Here is a 15,695-nt window from a genome sequence, read left to right as displayed (position 1 = left end):
TCGTGGAGTGGGCCGGTGGACGCGACGCCGCGTGCGCTCGTGTGCTGCCCCCTGCCCTCCGCCAGGCCCCGTGCCGAGCGAGGGAGTGCCCCCACGTGACCATCGCGCCAGCCGATCCGGCCGCAGCGACCCCGGTGACGACTTCAGCGATGCCGGTGACCGAGGAGTCCGACGGACCCGGTGCCGCCCTGCTGCGGACCCTGACCGAGCTGACCGCCGACCTCCCCGACGCCGACCCCGGCCGGGTCGCCGCCGCCGCGCTGCGCGGCCGGTCCGCCCACGCGGACGAGGCCGAGCTGCGCGAGCTGGCCACGGAGGCGGCGGCCGGTCTCATCTCCGAGGACCCGGTCTACTCCCGGCTGGCCGCCCGGCTGCTGACCATCGGCATCCGCGTGGAGGCCGCCTCCCAGGGCGTCACGTCCTTCACCGAGTCGGTCGCCACCGGGCACCGCGAGGGCCTGATCGCCGACCGCACCGCCGAGTTCGTACGGCAGCACGCGGACCGGCTGGACGCGACGATCGACCGGGCCGCCGACGACCGCTTCGGCTACTTCGGGCTGCGCACCCTGCACAGCCGCTACCTGCTGCGGCACCCGATCACCCGCAAGGTCGTCGAAACGCCCCAGCACTTCATGCTGCGGGTCGCCGCCGGCCTCGCCGAGGACGACACCTCACGCTCCGTGGACGAGGTCACCGCGCTCTACGGCCTGATGAGCCACCTCGACTACCTGCCCTCCTCCCCCACCCTGTTCAACTCGGGCACCCGGCACGCCCAGATGTCGTCCTGCTACCTCCTCGACTCCCCCAAGGACGAGCTGGACTCCCTCTACGACCGCCTCCACCAGGTCGCCCGGCTCTCCAAGCACGCCGGCGGCATCGGCATCGCCTACTCCCGCGTCCGCTCCCGGGGTTCGCTGATCCGGGGCACCAACGGGCACTCCAACGGCATCGTCCCGTTCCTGAAGACGCTGGACGCCTCGGTGGCGGCCGTGAACCAGGGCGGCCGGCGCAAGGGCGCGGCGGCGGTCTACCTGGAGACCTGGCACGCGGACATCGAGGAGTTCCTGGAGCTGCGGGACAACACCGGCGAAGACGCCCGCCGCACGCACAACCTGAACCTGGCGCACTGGATCCCGGACGAGTTCATGCGCCGCGTGGACGCCGACGGCCAGTGGTCGCTGTTCTCGCCCGCCGACGTGCCCGAGCTGACCGACCTGTACGGCGCCGAGTTCGACGCGGCCTACCGCAAGGCCGAGGCCGCCGGGCTCGCCCGCAGGACCCTGCCCGCCCGCGAACTGTACGGCCGCATGATGCGCACCCTCGCGCAGACCGGCAACGGCTGGATGACCTTCAAGGACACCGCCAACCGCACCGCCAACCAGACGGCCGAGCCCGGCAACGTCATCCACTCCTCCAACCTCTGCACGGAGATCCTGGAGGTCACGGACGACGGCGAGACCGCGGTCTGCAACCTGGGCTCGGTCAACCTCGGCGCGTTCGTCGACGCGGCCCGGGGCGACATCGACTGGGAGCGGCTGGACGCCACCGTCCGCACCGCCGTCACCTTCCTGGACCGGGTCGTCGACATCAACTTCTACCCGACCGAGCAGGCGGGCCGCTCCAACGCCCGCTGGCGCCCGGTGGGCCTGGGCGCGATGGGTCTCCAGGACGTCTTCTTCCAGCTGCGCCTCCCCTTCGACTCGCCCGAGGCGAAGGCCCTGTCCACCCGCATCGCCGAGCGGATCATGCTCGCCGCGTACGAGACGTCCACCGACCTCGCCGAGCGCAACGGCCCGCTGCCGGCCTGGGAGAAGACCCGTACCGCCCGGGGCGTGCTGCACCCCGACCACTACGGCGTCGAGACCACCTGGCCGGAGCGCTGGGCGGCGCTGCGCGAGCGCATGGCCACCACCGGGCTGCGCAACTCCCTGCTGCTCGCCATCGCGCCGACCGCCACCATCGCCTCCATCGCGGGCGTCTACGAGTGCATCGAGCCGCAGGTGTCCAACCTGTTCAAGCGCGAGACGCTGTCCGGCGAGTTCCTCCAGGTCAACTCGTACCTGGTGAACGACCTCAAGCGGCTCGGCGTGTGGGACGCCCGCACCCGCGAGGCGCTGCGCGAGGCCAACGGCTCGGTCCAGGAGTTCTCCTGGATCCCCGCGGACGTCCGCGCGCTGTACCGCACCGCCTGGGAGATCCCGCAGCGCGGCCTGATCGACATGGCCGCCGCCCGCACCCCGTACCTCGACCAGGCCCAGTCGCTGAACCTGTTCCTGGAGACGCCGACCATCGGGAAGCTCTCCTCGATGTACGCGTACGCCTGGAAGCAGGGCCTGAAGACCACGTACTACCTACGCTCGCGCCCGGCGACGAGGATCGCCCGTGCCGCCGGCCGCGCCACCGTCCCCGCCCAGGCCACCCCGGACCCCGAAGCGGTCGCCTGCTCCCTTGAAAACCCCGAGTCCTGCGAGGCCTGCCAGTAATGCCCGCCCGTCGCCCGACCACCACCCCTGGAGGACGGCGCTCCGCGCCGACTGTGATGACTACCAAGAACCTGCTCGACCCGGGCTTCGAACTGACCCTGCGCCCCATGCGCTACCCGGACTTCTACGAGCGCTACCGGGACGCCATCAAGAACACCTGGCACGTCGAGGAGGTCGACCTCCACTCGGACGTCGCCGACCTCGCGAAGCTCAGCCCCGAGGAGCAGCACCTGATCGGCCGGCTGGTGGCCTTCTTCGCCACCGGTGACTCGATCGTGGCGAACAACCTGGTGCTCACCCTCTACAAGCACATCAACTCCCCCGAGGCGCGCCTTTACCTGTCGCGGCAGCTGTTCGAGGAGGCCGTCCACGTCCAGTTCTATCTGACGCTGCTGGACACCTACCTGCCCGACCCGGAGGACCGCAACGCCGCCTTCGCGGCCGTGGAGAACATCCCGTCCATCCGCGAGAAGGCCGAGTTCTGCTTCAGGTGGATGGACTCGGTCGAGTCGATCGACCGCCTGGAGAACCAGGCCGACCGCCGCCGCTTCCTGCTGAACCTCATCTGCTTCGCCGCCTGCATCGAGGGCCTGTTCTTCTACGGCGCCTTCGCGTACGTCTACTGGTTCCGCAGCCGGGGTCTGCTGCACGGTCTGGCCACCGGCACCAACTGGGTGTTCCGGGACGAGACGATGCACATGTCCTTCGCCTTCGACGTGGTCGACACCGTGCGCAAGGAGGAGCCGGAGCTGTTCGACGAGCAGCTCGAGCAGCAGGTCACCGACATGCTGCGGGAGGCCGTCGAGGCCGAGCTGCAGTTCGCACGCGACCTGTGCGGTGACGGCCTCCCGGGCATGAACACCGACTCGATGCGGGAGTACCTGGAGTGCGTCGCCGACCAGCGCCTGACGCGCCTCGGCTTCGCCCCCGTGTACGGCTCGGAGAACCCCTTCTCCTTCATGGAGCTGCAGGGGGTTCAGGAGCTGACCAACTTCTTCGAGCGCCGTCCCTCGGCGTACCAGGTGGCGGTGGAGGGCACCGTCGACCTGGACGAGGACTTCTGAGTCACCGCCTCTCCCCTCCTCCCCTCCTGGGCCTCCCTGATCTGACGGTCGACGCGCCGGTCGCGCACGATGCCGATCACCGAGGGGAGGACCATGAGGACCAGGAGTCCGAAGGTCACGAGCATTCCGATCAGGGCTTCGATCTGGTTTCCGTTCATGACACCACTGTCGCGCCGGATACTCCTTACCGGGAGTGGCAGGACTGCCGTAGGGCCTCGATTTCCTGCCACTCCCGGTGCACACTGGGACCATGCTCGAAAACGTGGCCGCCGTCCTGCTCGACGGTGTGCATCCCTTCGAACTCGGCGTGGTCTGCGAGGTCTTCGGCATCGACCGGAGCGACGAGGGGCTGCCGGGGTACGACTTCGCGGTGGTCTCCGCGGAGGGCCCCTCGCTCGGCACCCATGTCGGCGGACTGACCGTCTCCACGCCGTACGGTCTCGACCGGCTGGCCGAGGCGGACCTGATCGCCGTACCGGCCGGGAGCGACTTCGTGCGCCGGGAGTACCCGCCCGACCTCCTTGACGCCCTGCGGCAGGCGGTGGACCGGGGCGCACGCGTCCTGAGCGTGTGCTCGGGGGTCTTCGTACTGGGCGCCGCCGGGCTGCTGGACGGGCGGCGGTGCGCGGTGCACTGGCACCACGCGGCCGAGCTGAGCCGCCAGTACCCGCGAGCCGTCGTCGCGCCCGACGTGCTCTACGTCGACGAGGACCCGGTGATCACCTCCGCCGGCACCGCGGCCGGGATCGACGCCTGCCTGCACATCGTGCGCAAGGAACAGGGTCCCGAGGTCGCCAACCGGATCGCCCGGCGCATGGTGGTGCCGCCGCACCGGGACGGCGGACAGGCGCAGTACATCGAACGCCCGCTGCCGCGCTCCTCCTGCGACACCGTCGGCGAGGTGCTGTCCTGGATGGAGCAGCACCTCGACGAGGAGGTCACCGTCGAGCAGCTCGCGGCCCGGGCGCACATGTCCCCCCGCACCTTCGCCCGCCGCTTCCAGCAGGAGACGGGCACGACTCCCTACCGCTGGATCCTGCGCCAGCGCGTGCTGCTGGCCCAGCGTCTCCTCGAGGCGACGGACGAGACGATGGACACGATCGCCTGGCGCACCGGTTTCGGTACGGCGGCGGCCCTCAGGCACCAGTTCGTCAGGGCCCTGGACACCACCCCGCACGCCTACCGGCGCACCTTCCGGGGCCCGGAGGCCGCCGCCTGAGCATCACCGAGCCACCGGCCTGACCAGCAGGTCGTGCGGGCGCAGGGTGATGCCGACCCGGACGGCGTCGTTCGAGCCGGCCACCTGCTCGAAGCGGTACTTCGAGGCGAGCGCGGCCGTGATCAGCGTCAGCTGCGCCATGGAGAAGTGATCGCTGGGGCACTTGCGATTGCCCACGCTGAACGGCTTCATGGCGTATTTCGGCACATTCCTCGCCCGCTCCGGAAGCCAGCGGTCCGGGTCGAACTCCAGGTTGTCGGCGTACGACTTCGCATCGCGCTGGATTGCGTACGGACTGTAGATGATGTCCGAACCGGCCGGAATGCGATAGCCACCGAGTTCGGTGTCGGCCACCGAGCGGCGGGTCAATACCCATACGGCCGGGCGCAAACGCATGGCTTCCACGATGACATTGCCGGTGTGCGTGAGCTTGCGGACGTCGCCGAATGCCACGGGGCGTCCGCCGGTCACCGCTTCGACTTCGTCGTGTATGCGGTCGGCATGTTCCGGGTGGTCGGCAAGTGCCTGCAGCAACCACATGATCGTGGAGGCGATGGTTTCACTGCCCGGGGTGAGTATCGCGACGACCTGGTCGTGGATCTCCTGTTCCCCGATCGGGTCGCCATTGTCGTCCTTCGCCTCCAGCAATGCCGTGAGCAAATCGTCCGGCTTTTGACCGGACGCGCGGCGCTCGGCGATGATCTCGTCCACCAGCAGATGCAGATCGGCCAACGCGTTGTTGAATTTGCGATTGGCCGGGAGCGGCAGCCGGTAGAGCGGCCCGAGCGGGACGACCATGCGCCGGTACATGCCCCGGAAGACGGTGGCGAGCGCGACGCACAGCCGCTCGGCGCGCTCGTCCATGTACTGCCCGCGCAGCAGGCAGCGGGCCGCGACGCGCACCGCGACCCGGAAGGACTCGGAGGTGGCGTCGACGGTCCGGCCCGCCTGCCAGCGCTCGGTCAGCGCGTGCGCCTCCTCCTCCATGATCGGCCCATACGCGGGGATCGCGTCGAGCTTGAAGGCCGGCTGGATGGTGCGCCGCTGGCGCCGGTGGAGTGGGCCGTTGGCGGTGGCCACGCCCTCCTTGCCGAGCAGGCCCTCCAGCGACTCCCACAGCGGACCGGCGATGTGGTAGTCGGGGCTCAGCGCCAGGGCGCCGGTGAGTTCGGGGGCGGTGACCGCGTAGACGGTCTTCGGGCCCAGCCTGATGCGCACGATGTCGCCGTGGTCGCGCAGCTGGGACATGTAGGCCAGCGGGTCGCGGGCCAGCCGCCAGCCGTGGCCGAGCAGGGGTACGCCGCCACCCGCGAAGGGCGGCTCGCGCAGCTCCGGCGCCGCTTCCTCGCGGGTCTCGGGGTTGACGGACTCGACGGTCATTTCTCACCTGCCGCTTCGTTGTTGACGTAAGGGGGTGTGGACCGGTCGTCCCAGCTGTCGACCATGTACCGGCCGGACTCGTGATGGAACCAGTAGACGGAACTGAACCAGTTCCGCATATTGCCGACGATGGTCCGCACGGCGCCGCTCAGTTCCTTGCCGCGTACGGTTCCGTCGGCGAGTGAGTCGGCGAACCGTAACGCGTCCTGCTCCACCTCGAGGAATTCGGTGATGCATTCCTCGACGCGTCGCCTGACGTCCACAATGGCTTCTTCCAGGGTGAGCCCCTGATGTGTGATGAGGCTGATCCCGAGATTGTGGACCTCGTCGCCCGCGATTTCCTTGGGCAGGGAGCAGAGGTCGTTGTACCAGGCGGCGAATTCCTGACTCAGCAGCGCCGCCCTGCGATATGCCGGGTGTTTCCGTACCGCGTCCGGCAGTTCGCAGCCCGCGCTCGGCTCGAGCAGGTCGGTCCAGATCCAGTGGGCGAAGGTGAGCCGGCGGAGTTCGAGATACTCCTCGACTCCGGGCACGATTCCTCGGGTGCGGTTGTGGAATTCCCGGTCGTACGCCTCGATCACCGCGTGGAAGTGCCGGGCGAACCGGGCGTTCCAGGTCGTCGGCAGGAAGGCGTACAGGCGCCGCACACTGTCGGCGAACCCGGCCACCAGGGTGTCCTCGTGGTGCAGGTGTTCCCCGGGTGAGTCCAGTGCCGTGTGCAGCAGGTCGCGCAGTCGCCGCCAGGCGCCGGCCCGGCCGTGGACGATGTCCCGGTCGTGCCGGTCGTCCCAGACGAAGAACCACGCGCTGTAGTCCGCTATCGCCTGCAGGACCGGCTCGGGGGCACCCAGGTAGTACCCCGCCATGAGGTCCGTGTAGCACAGGCCGTCGGCATATTCCTCGACCTTGTCCGCCGGCATGAGCCGCTTTTCGAGCAGCCAGGTGCGTGTCTTCTCCTGGAGCCTCGGCCAATACGGGTGCAGTTGCCGGGGAAATGCCGCCTCGATCACCGGAAGACGGAGCGATGACGGTACTGCGATCGCGGTCGGTGTCGCTGTGGTGCCGTGTGGGAAAGCATGCACGAACAAACCCCTCTCAGCCGCCGGTGGCGCACCCCTCTCGCTGAGCGGGGCGTGCGCCGTTGCGAATCCCCGCACTTCCCATTCAGCACCACAACTGACCGTTCTGGGAACGGATTTGCTCCATTCACTACCCCCAGATGCCTGAATTCTCCTGTTGTGTGGCAGGTTTCGACAGACGAACGGCGCCCGCCCGGGGAGAGACCCGAACAGGCGCCGTGCGCAAGGGAGATGTGTGACGGGTGGGGCGGTGTCAGTCGTTTGCGACCACGGGGTAACGCGGCTCGTTCTCGGCCATCTGCCGCAGCGCGTCCTTGCGTTCACGCTTGGAGAGCCGGTCGATGTACAGGTACCCGTACAGATGGTCCGTCTCGTGCTGCAAACACCGTGCGAAGTAGCCGGTGCCCCGCACCTTGACCGGGTTGCCCTTCTCGTCCTGCCCGGTCACCTCGGCGTAGTCGGGGCGGGCCAGCGGCGCGTAGGCGGTCGGCACGGAGAGGCAGCCCTCGTTGCTGTCGTCGAGGCGGCGCCGGTCGGCGGGCAGTTCGACGAGGACCGGGTTGCAGACCACGCCGACGTGGCGGACGCCCTCGTCGTCGGGGCAGTCGTAGACGAAGACCTTCTGGGAGACGCCGATCTGGTTGGCGGCCAGGCCCACGCCCTCGGCGGTGCGCTGGCTGGCGAACATGTCCGCCACCAGCTGCTGGAACTCCTCGCCGAAGTCGGTGACGTCCGCGCACTCCGTGTGCAGCACCGGATTGCCGACCACGGTGATCGGCCGGGAGGCGCCCCGCTCACGCCAGGCCGCCTCGCGCTCCTCGCAGTCCTCGGTGTCGACGACGAAGCCCTCGTCGTCCACGGGGAGCACGCCCACGTGCTGCTGATCGGTGTCCTGCTGGGCCATGACCGACGTATGCCTTCCTGGATGAAACAGGGGGTTGATGCCTGATACAGGGTACGGGGGACGCGCCCCGTCAGGGGCGCGGGACTGTGTCGATATGCGGCTCCGCCGCGTGGGCGCGACCAGCCACGACGGACCGGACGACGAAGAACGACCTCAGCAGACCTCTTCCAGGTCCCGCCAATCCCGAGAATCAGGACTGTCGGCGACCCACCCGTCCAACAACCCCCTCACCAACGCGGCCGGCGCAGCCACCCCGCACTCCCGCTCCGGCACCCACAGCTGCCCGTCCGTACGGTGCCCGAGGGGACCGGGGTGTCCCGGTTCGCTGTGGTCGTGCGGGTCGAGGTGCTCGCCCTCGCCCTCGTCGGACGGCATCCGGGACTCCGAGCACATCCGGCACAGCAGCCGGACGGAGGACGACCAGTCCTCGGCGGCGAACCCGGCGTCGGCCGCCAGCTGCTCCAGCGCGTCCCGGTCGGACTCGGTGGCCGCCTCCAGGAGGACGACCCAGGTGGGCACCGGCGACGGCGCCCACAGCTCGATCTCGTCGAAGACCGGGTAGGAGTGCCCGGCCGCGGTGGACCGCTCTCCGTGCGGCACCCCGTCGTGCAGGACTACCTCGCCCCAGCGCCGCCCTGAGGATGGCAGCGGGATGGACAGCACCTCCACGCGGGCGGGGTCCAGGCGCCGCCCCCACACGACCTCGGCCTCCCCCTCGGGGGACAGCCGTACGGCCGCGCTGCCGAGTTCCATGCCGAGTGGCTCACCGGCGTCCGTCGCGTCCCCGGGGGTGCGCAGTCCGTACGCCTGCCAGGCCCGGCGGGCCAGCGGCCAGTCCTGCAGCGCGGTCGCCGCGATGCCGACGTTCCACCAGTCGGGGGCGCCGGTGTCCCGGTCGAGGAGCGCGACGGCCCGCAGCCCGGCCGCTCTGGCCTGCTCCCAGTCGTGCCGGAACTTGTGCAGCAGGGCGAGGTTGAACCACGACTCCGACAGCCAGGGTTCCAGGTCGGCGGCCCGCGTCAGCAGCGCCCCCGCGTCCTCGTAGCGACCGTCGCCGATCAGCGTGAACGCGCGGTCGGTAGCCTGCCGCCAGGAGGCGGAGGGCCGGTGCCGTGCCTTGCCGAAGATCCTCACGATTCCCGCCTGCCAGTTCCGTTCTGTGGGCTGGCTGTGCCTTTCGCGCCCCCGGACACCCTTTCCTGCGCATCAAACCACGTACGGCTGCAGAGGCGCTCATTACCCATGGGTTACCCAGCCGAGGGCGAGGTAAGACTGCCTCGCGAAAGCACTCGGGCCAGTGCTTCCACCACGTCCGGAGCGTAGTCGTCCGCGGTGGCCAGGCGCAGCTCCTCCAGGGCCGTGAGGCCGCCGCCGGGACCGGCGTCCCGCGCCTTCTCCTCGTAGGCGTTCACCACCCGTACGATCCGCGCGGCCTGCGGCTGCTCCCGGCAGGGGTCGGCCTGGCGCTCCACGACCACCGCGACGGCCGGGTCGACGCCGGTCTGGCGGACCACGGCGCCGCCCAGCAGCGCGATCCGCCGCTGTTCCGGGGCGGGCAGGCCGGCGGTGGCTCCCGCGGGTACCGGGTCGACCAGGCTGAGCTGGCCGATGTCGTGCATCAGGGCCGCGTACTCCAGCACGGTCAGCTCGGGCCCCGACAGCCCCAGGTCGCGGCCCACGGCCCCGCTCAGCTCGGCGACGCGGCGCGCGTGTCCGGCCGGGGTGTACCCGGCGATCTCGGTGGCCCTGGCCAGGGACGCGATGGTCTGCCGGTAGGTGGCCCGGACGGCCGCGTAGCGCCGGTAGGACAGCTGGGCGAGCAGCAGGGGCACGCAGAAGACGGGGAGCGCCCAGAGGCCCGCGACGCCCACCGCGAGCGCCATCACCACCCCGGTCGCGCACACCGCGGAGGTGATCCCGACCATGCCGCGCAGCTCCTCGCGCAGCAGCGGGCCGAAGGGCCAGCCGGTGCGGGCGTGCGCGGGTGCCGCGGCGAGCACGGCGTCGCACAGGGTGGTCAGGGCGAGCAGCGCGACCAGCAGCAGCGCGTACGCGGGGCCGCTCCAGTCGCGGAAGGTGCCCTGGCCGGACAGCGGCTGGAAGCACACGGCGGCGAAGGCGACGGTGAGCACGCGCCGCGCCAGGTGGTCGAGGACGGGCCCGCTGCCCCGGGCTATGTAGGGCACGCTGCCGGCCAGCGAGGCGGCGAGGACGACGGTGACGGTCTGGGCGACGCCGTGCGGGGCGGGCCGCCCGGCGACCTCCCCGAGCAGCGCGTACGCCAGTGCCCCGGCGGCGCCGAGCGGGGCCGCCTCACGGGCCTCGGCGTCGGCACGGCGGGTCAGCTCACCGAGGGCGACCAGCACACCGAAGGCGAGCGCGACGGGCCGGTGGACGAGCCCCGCCCACAGTACGGAGGTGAGGCAGACCACGGCGACGAGTCCGGCGGCGGCGCGGACGAGGCCGGGCACCAGCGGAGGCCGGCCCCGCGGCCGGGGCACCGGTGGCTCGCTCATACGGCACGCCTCCCGACGCTGTCGCGCGCGTCCTCCCCACGTGCCCGGCCGGGAATCGCCGCGGCCGTCGGGAGTGCGGGGGTGCCGTCGGCCGTGACCGACGGGTGCCACCCGTGCCGGCCCAGGGCGCGGACCAGCGCACCCACCATCCGGGGGTCGAACTGCTTCCCGGCACACCGCTGGAGCTCCGCCACCGCCGCGGCGACGGGGCGGGCCCTGCGGTAGGAGCGGGTGGAGGTCATCGCGTCGAAGGCGTCGGCGACGGCCACCACACGGGCCGACTCGGGGATGCGGTCGCCCACCAGGCCGTAGGGGTAGCCGCTGCCGTCCAGTCTTTCGTGGTGGTGGAGGACGGCGGCCCGGGCCTCCCCCAGGAAGCGGATGCCGCGCACCATCTCGTGCCCGTACTCCGGGTGCAGTTCGATCACCCGCCGCTCCTCGGGCGTCAGCGCCCCCTCCTTGCGCAGGAGCCGGGTGGGCACGCCGAGCTTGCCCACGTCGTGCAGGATGCCGGCGAAGCGGAGGGTCTCGACCCGTTCGTCGTCCATGCCCAGCTCGCGGGCGATCATCATGGTGGCCCGGCCGACGCGCTCGCTGTGTCCGCGGGTGTAGCCGTCCTTGATGTCGACGGCCTGCACGAGCGCGCGGATGGTCGCCTGGTGCGCGGCCCGTTCCCGGTGGTACTGGGCGAACGCCCACCACGCGACACACATCGGCAGCAGCACGAGCAGCGCGGCCACCGGACCGTACGGGCTGCGCCACAGGACGGCCATCATCAGCCCTGCGAGCCCGTGCACGGCGACCGGTCCGAGCGTCCTCGTGAACAGCCCCCGCCACGCCCGGCTCGCCGGCGCGTGGTCGGCGAGCGCCAGGATGCCGCCGTCCAGCAGGGTGAGCACCAGGCAGAACGCCAGTACCGCGGCCCCGGCCGGCACGAGCGCGTACGGGAAGTCGGGCTCGACGAGCGCGTCCGGCCCGCCGAGCCGCCGGTGGAGGTACGCGGCGGCCCAGACGGCGGACGTCAGCTGTGCGGCCCGCCAGACCCGCCGCAGCGCGTAGGGCCGCCTCGGCACCGGGGACAGCAGGGCTCCCGGCACCGCGACGAGCGCCGCGGCGGACGGCGGGAGCAGGAAGGCACCGGCGAGCAGGACGGGGTAGCAGGTACCGACGGAGCGGGACCGCGCGACCAGCTCGGAGCCCGCGTACAGCCCGGCGAGCAGCAGCACCGCCGCCCAGGGCGTGGGTGTCGCGGGCAGTGGCCGCACGCAGAGCAGGGCGGCCAGGACGACACCGGCGACGTACACGCGCGCCCGAGCCGGTACCGCGTCCATGATCCCCTCCCCCGACCACGCCTGTCAGGCTCCGGAGCCTAGGGCGGCGGCGGGGAGGCCGCGGGCAGATAACCCGCGGATTAGCACGTACGAGTGACTCGGGAGGGCTCAGGACTCCTGGGGAGTCGGCGGTGCGGCTGTGACGTCGTGCTCGGGCACGGACTGTCCCGACCGGATCAGATCGAGCCTGCCCATGACCTTGGCACGCAGGTCACCCGGCACGTCGTCCTGTCCGCAGCACCGCTTGACCAGCTTCTTCACGGCCTGCTCCAGCCCGTACTTCTCCAGGCAGGGCGAGCACTCCTCGAAGTGGTGCTCGAACTTCACGCAGTCCGAGTCCGGCATCTCCTTGTCGAGGAACTCGTAGAGATGATCGAGGATTTCGCTGCAATCCGTCTCGTGCGGCTCTCCGCAGCTCATGACCCCGAGCCTTTCGCTTCGTTCGACTCTCCGGCGCCGGCCGGGACCAGACCGCGGTCGCGGGCGTAGTCCTCCAGCATGCCGCGCAGCTGACGGCGTCCACGGTGCAGCCGGGACATGACCGTACCGATGGGTGTCCCCATGATGTCGGCGATCTCCTTGTAGGCAAACCCCTCGACGTCCGCCAGATAGACGGCGATGCGGAACTCCTCGGGGATGGCCTGGAGCGCCTGCTTCACGTCCGAGTCGGGCAGGTGGTCCAGCGCCTGCGACTCGGCGGAGCGCAGACCGGTCGACATGTGCGACTCGGCACGCGCGAGCTGCCAGTCCTCGATCTCCTCGGCCGCGCTGCGCTGGGGCTCGCGCTGCTTCTTGCGGTACGAGTTGATGAAGGTGTTGGTGAGGATGCGGTACAGCCACGCCTTGAGGTTGGTGCCCTCGCGGAACTGGTGGAAGGACGCGTACGCCTTGGCGTAGGTCTCCTGCACCAGGTCCTCGGCGTCGGCCGGATTACGCGTCATGCGCAGCGCGGCCGAGTACATCTGGTCGAGGAACTCCAGCGCGTCCCGCTCGAAGCGCGCGCTGCGCTCGGCGGTCGACTCCGCGCTCTCGCCCCGTCCCTCGGGCTGCTCCGCCTGGCCGTGTTCGGTCCCTGCGTCGGTCCCAGTGACCGGACCCACCTCCTCCAGTGACGTCGTGAAACCGAGACCGGCCCCACTCGAATCGGAGGATAGACGACGATCCGGTCCGCCCGCCGCCCGAATAGGGGCGGTCTTCGCCGCGTGCAGCACAGTCCAGTCCAGGTCGGATCGGCTGCTGCGACTCGGGCAGAAGGCTGAACCCATGCGGCGGACTTCCTTTCCTACGGCGTCGGTGCTGATTCTCAGCAACGTACGTCCGCCTCAACAGTGGGCGCACGCCGGTCATTCCCAGGCGTTCACCCGAGTGAGCCGACCCACTTCGCGACACTCTCGGTGATCAGCTCCAGGGCCGCCTCCTGGGTGATCTCCGCCCGCTTGGGGACGGCGAAGCCGTGATCGCCGTACGGCACCTCGACGAGGTCGTACGTGCCCTCCGGGGCCTCGGGGAACTCCCCCGGCCTCCCGAAGGGGTCGTTGCCGCCCTGCACGACGAGGGTGGGGACGCCCGCCCCCAGCAGCTCGTCGGCGCGGGACTTCTCGGGCTTGCCCGGTGGGTGCAGGGGGAAGCTCAGGGCTAGGACGGCGTGGGCGCCCAGTTCGCGGGCGGTGCGGCAGGCGACGCGGGCGCCGGCGCTGCGGCCGCCCGCGATCACGGGCGGTCCCGGTGCGGTCAGCGCGGGCCAGATGCCGCGCCAGCCGGTGTCGAGGGTCTTCGGCGCGGGCGCCAGCTTCTTGCCGGCCACCCGCCAGGGCTGCTCGACCAGGGCCACGCTCACTCCGTGGGCGGGCAGCGCGGCCGCCAGCGCCCGCAGGTCGCGCGCCTCGATGCCGCCGCCGGCGCCGTGGCTCGCGGCGAGGACGAGGCGGGGCTTCCTCGCCCGGTGCCAGGTGATGCGGGCGGTCCCTGCGTCGGTCTCGACCGCCTCGACCGCCTCGGGCATCTCGGGCGTCTCCTTCGTCACGTGCGTCACGTCAGAAGAGTGTGCCCTCTTCCGGCGCCTCCAGCTCCTTGAGCAGCTCCGGCCCGTTGTTGCGCACGTTGCTCACCGCTGTGGAGACCGGGAACGCCCGCATCATTCCGGCGGGCGGGGGCGCCAGCAGCGCGGTCAGCTCGTCGGGGTCGGTGCGCGCCGGGTCGAGCCAGTCGTCCCAGCGGTCCGGCGTCAGCATCAGGGGCATCCGGGGGTGGATGTCGGCGAGCGCGTGCGGCCCGTCGGCCGGGGCGACCGCCAGGGGGGTGGTCTCGGCCTCGGTCGTGATCACCGAGCACGTCACCCACCAGGCCTGCGGGTGGTCGTCCGGCAGCGTCCTGTCCCGCCAGAACTCGTACAGCCCTGCCATGGCGAACACGGACCCGTCGGCCGGTGTGACGAAGTACGGCTGCTTGCGGGGCCGCTTCTTGCGCCCCTCGACCTCCAGGTCCCGCTCCTGCTTGCCGGTGACCCACTCGTAGTAGCCGTCGGCGGGCAGGATGCAGCGCCTGCTGCTGAAGGCGCGCCGGTAGGAGGGCTTCTCGTGGACGGTCTCCGCGCGGGCGTTGATCATCCGCGCCCCGCCCTCGGGCGTCTTGGACCAGGACGGGACGAGCCCCCACTTCAGCTTCCGCAGCTGCCGAACCGGATCCGGGTCCTCGGCGTCCTTCAGGGGACGGTCCAGAACGGCGTAGACCTCCTTGGTGGGCGCCACGTTGTAGTCGGGCTCCAAGCTCTCCTTGGGCTCCCACTTCTCGATCTCGAAGATTCCCGCGAGATCCTCGGGTCGACGACTCGCCGCATACCGTCCGCACATACGTGCCACACTGCCAGACCCCGCGCAGACACGAGGAGCCCTCACCGAACATGGACCACCTCGCAACGGCCTCGCTCCCCTCTCTGTGGGACGAGGTATCCGGCACCCAGCCCGACCCCGACCTGTGGGTGGTGGTCGCGACGCTGGTGGCCGCGCTGGTCGTCGTCGTACCGCACCGCCCGTGGCGGATAGCGCGCAACGCGATCACCATCGCGCACGAGGGCGGCCACGGGCTCGTGGCGCTGCTCACCGGCCGCACCCTGACCGGGATCACCCTGCACTCGGACACCAGCGGCCTGACGGTGAGCCGCGGCAAGCCGACCGGCGTCGGGATGATCCTGACGGCGGTGGCCGGCTACACCGCTCCCCCGCTGCTCGGCCTCGGCGGCGCCGCGCTGCTGGCCGCGGGGCGCATCACCCTGCTGCTGTGGCTGGCGACGGCGCTGCTCGTCGCCCTGCTGGTGATGGTCCGCAACGCGTACGGGATGCTGACGGTGGTGCTCACGGGCGGCACGTTCGTCCTGGTCTCCTGGCTGGCCGGACCGCAGGTGCAGGCGGCGTTCGCGTACGCGGTGGTCTGGTTCCTGCTGCTCGGCGGGGTGCGTCCGGCCTTCGAGCTGCAGGCCAAGCGGGCCCGGGGCGGCGCGGGCGACTCGGACGCGGACCAGCTGGCCCGGCTGACCCACGCGCCGGCGGGGGTCTGGTTCTTCCTGTTCCACGCGGTGTCGCTGTGCTCGCTCGTCGGCGGGGGACGCTGGCTGCTGGAGCTGTGACGCACGGGCACCCGCCCGGGCCTCGAGACACGCGCCCCGAGCACGCGCCCGCATATATGCACGGCATGTGCACTGTCGCGATTTCGGTCAGGTTTCG

15 protein-coding genes are annotated in these 15,695 nt (G+C 71.0%); 4 read left to right on the top strand and 11 right to left on the bottom strand.

Going from position 1 to position 15,695, the window contains the following annotated elements; translation table 11 throughout:
* Positions 1-95 precede the first annotated feature (95 nt).
* Positions 96-2,483: a ribonucleoside-diphosphate reductase subunit alpha gene (locus ACGF3J_RS07150; protein ID WP_161329956.1), complete on the top strand. Its 2,388-nt coding sequence runs from the start codon at positions 96-98 to the stop codon at positions 2,481-2,483.
* A 56-nt stretch (positions 2,484-2,539) separates the two neighbouring features.
* Complete coding sequence (locus ACGF3J_RS07145; protein ID WP_161329955.1) at positions 2,540-3,547, top strand: ribonucleotide-diphosphate reductase subunit beta; 1,008 nt, start codon at positions 2,540-2,542, stop codon at positions 3,545-3,547.
* Here ACGF3J_RS07145 and ACGF3J_RS07140 read toward each other — a convergent pair.
* Positions 3,460-3,705 carry a hypothetical protein gene (locus ACGF3J_RS07140; RefSeq protein WP_161329954.1) on the bottom strand — a complete coding sequence of 82 codons (246 nt, stop codon included), beginning with the start codon at positions 3,703-3,705 and terminating at the stop codon, positions 3,460-3,462. The genes ACGF3J_RS07145 and ACGF3J_RS07140 overlap by 88 nt on opposite strands.
* Before the next feature lie 92 nt (positions 3,706-3,797).
* Between ACGF3J_RS07140 and ACGF3J_RS07135 the strand changes: the two genes are divergently transcribed.
* Entirely contained in the window at positions 3,798-4,766 is a 969-nt protein-coding gene (locus tag ACGF3J_RS07135) for a GlxA family transcriptional regulator (RefSeq protein WP_161329953.1), read from the top strand.
* A gap of 3 nt (positions 4,767-4,769) precedes the next feature.
* Here ACGF3J_RS07135 and ACGF3J_RS07130 read toward each other — a convergent pair whose 3' ends face one another.
* The 10 genes from ACGF3J_RS07130 to ACGF3J_RS07085 form a co-directional block, all read right to left on the bottom strand.
* On the bottom strand, positions 4,770-6,146 hold the full coding sequence (locus ACGF3J_RS07130) for a cytochrome P450 (RefSeq protein WP_161329952.1): 1,377 nt from the start codon (positions 6,144-6,146) through the stop codon (positions 4,770-4,772).
* Entirely contained in the window at positions 6,143-7,228 is a 1,086-nt protein-coding gene (gene cyc1, locus ACGF3J_RS07125) for an epi-isozizaene synthase (RefSeq protein WP_346346164.1), read from the bottom strand. Before cyc1 ends, ACGF3J_RS07130 begins: the two co-directional genes overlap by 4 nt.
* A 250-nt stretch (positions 7,229-7,478) precedes the next feature.
* Positions 7,479-8,129, bottom strand: coding sequence for a peptide deformylase (gene def, locus ACGF3J_RS07120; protein WP_125491931.1), 651 nt, complete (start codon positions 8,127-8,129; stop codon positions 7,479-7,481).
* Between the two features lie 153 nt (positions 8,130-8,282).
* Positions 8,283-9,263: a hypothetical protein gene (locus ACGF3J_RS07115; protein WP_161329950.1), complete on the bottom strand. Its 981-nt coding sequence runs from the start codon at positions 9,261-9,263 to the stop codon at positions 8,283-8,285.
* Between the two features lie 113 nt (positions 9,264-9,376).
* Positions 9,377-10,645 carry an HD-GYP domain-containing protein gene (locus ACGF3J_RS07110; RefSeq protein ID WP_161329949.1) on the bottom strand — a complete coding sequence of 423 codons (1,269 nt, stop codon included), beginning with the start codon at positions 10,643-10,645 and terminating at the stop codon, positions 9,377-9,379.
* Complete coding sequence (locus tag ACGF3J_RS07105; RefSeq protein WP_161329948.1) at positions 10,642-11,976, bottom strand: HD-GYP domain-containing protein; 1,335 nt, start codon at positions 11,974-11,976, stop codon at positions 10,642-10,644. The genes ACGF3J_RS07110 and ACGF3J_RS07105 overlap by 4 nt, the downstream gene beginning before the upstream one ends.
* Positions 11,977-12,084: 108 nt before the next feature.
* A complete protein-coding gene (gene rsrA / locus ACGF3J_RS07100; protein ID WP_125491929.1) occupies positions 12,085-12,396 on the bottom strand; it encodes a mycothiol system anti-sigma-R factor in 312 nt (103 codons plus the stop codon).
* Entirely contained in the window at positions 12,393-13,076 is a 684-nt protein-coding gene (gene sigR, locus ACGF3J_RS07095; RefSeq protein ID WP_064729748.1) for an RNA polymerase sigma factor SigR, read from the bottom strand. The genes rsrA and sigR overlap by 4 nt, the downstream gene beginning before the upstream one ends.
* Before the next feature lie 257 nt (positions 13,077-13,333).
* Positions 13,334-13,978, bottom strand: coding sequence for an alpha/beta family hydrolase (locus ACGF3J_RS07090; RefSeq protein ID WP_161329974.1), 645 nt, complete (start codon positions 13,976-13,978; stop codon positions 13,334-13,336).
* 31 nt (positions 13,979-14,009) lie between these two features.
* Complete coding sequence (locus ACGF3J_RS07085) at positions 14,010-14,825, bottom strand: SOS response-associated peptidase (RefSeq protein ID WP_161329946.1); 816 nt, start codon at positions 14,823-14,825, stop codon at positions 14,010-14,012.
* A 50-nt stretch (positions 14,826-14,875) separates the two neighbouring features.
* On the opposite strand from ACGF3J_RS07085, the gene ACGF3J_RS07080 reads away from it, so the two are divergent.
* Positions 14,876-15,598, top strand: a complete 723-nt coding sequence (locus ACGF3J_RS07080) for a M50 family metallopeptidase (RefSeq protein WP_161329945.1) — start codon at positions 14,876-14,878, stop codon at positions 15,596-15,598.
* Positions 15,599-15,695: the final 97 nt, after the last annotated feature.

The sequence above is a fragment of the Streptomyces sp. NPDC048171 genome (assembly GCF_043202655.1).
GTDB lineage: Bacteria > Actinomycetota > Actinomycetes > Streptomycetales > Streptomycetaceae > Streptomyces.
Note: the sequence above shows the minus strand (reverse complement) of the source record. Positions and strands in the feature narration are given on the sequence as shown.

Bases quoted from the DNA above. Each gene is read 5' to 3' on its own strand.
- ACGF3J_RS07105 (WP_161329948.1), bottom strand. From the start codon at position 11,976: ATGGACGCGGTACCGGCTCGGGCGCGCGTGTACGTCGCCGGTGTCGTC.
- ACGF3J_RS07135 (WP_161329953.1), top strand. From the start codon at position 3,798: ATGCTCGAAAACGTGGCCGCCGTCCTGCTCGACGGTGTGCATCCCTTC.
- ACGF3J_RS07110 (WP_161329949.1), bottom strand. From the start codon at position 10,645: ATGAGCGAGCCACCGGTGCCCCGGCCGCGGGGCCGGCCTCCGCTGGTG.
- def (WP_125491931.1), bottom strand. From the start codon at position 8,129: ATGGCCCAGCAGGACACCGATCAGCAGCACGTGGGCGTGCTCCCCGTG.
- ACGF3J_RS07085 (WP_161329946.1), bottom strand. From the start codon at position 14,825: ATGTGCGGACGGTATGCGGCGAGTCGTCGACCCGAGGATCTCGCGGGA.
- ACGF3J_RS07080 (WP_161329945.1), top strand. From the start codon at position 14,876: ATGGACCACCTCGCAACGGCCTCGCTCCCCTCTCTGTGGGACGAGGTA.
- ACGF3J_RS07145 (WP_161329955.1), top strand. From the start codon at position 2,540: ATGACTACCAAGAACCTGCTCGACCCGGGCTTCGAACTGACCCTGCGC.
- rsrA (WP_125491929.1), bottom strand. From the start codon at position 12,396: ATGAGCTGCGGAGAGCCGCACGAGACGGATTGCAGCGAAATCCTCGAT.
- ACGF3J_RS07130 (WP_161329952.1), bottom strand. From the start codon at position 6,146: ATGACCGTCGAGTCCGTCAACCCCGAGACCCGCGAGGAAGCGGCGCCG.
- ACGF3J_RS07140 (WP_161329954.1), bottom strand. From the start codon at position 3,705: ATGAACGGAAACCAGATCGAAGCCCTGATCGGAATGCTCGTGACCTTC.
- ACGF3J_RS07090 (WP_161329974.1), bottom strand. From the start codon at position 13,978: ATGCCCGAGGCGGTCGAGGCGGTCGAGACCGACGCAGGGACCGCCCGC.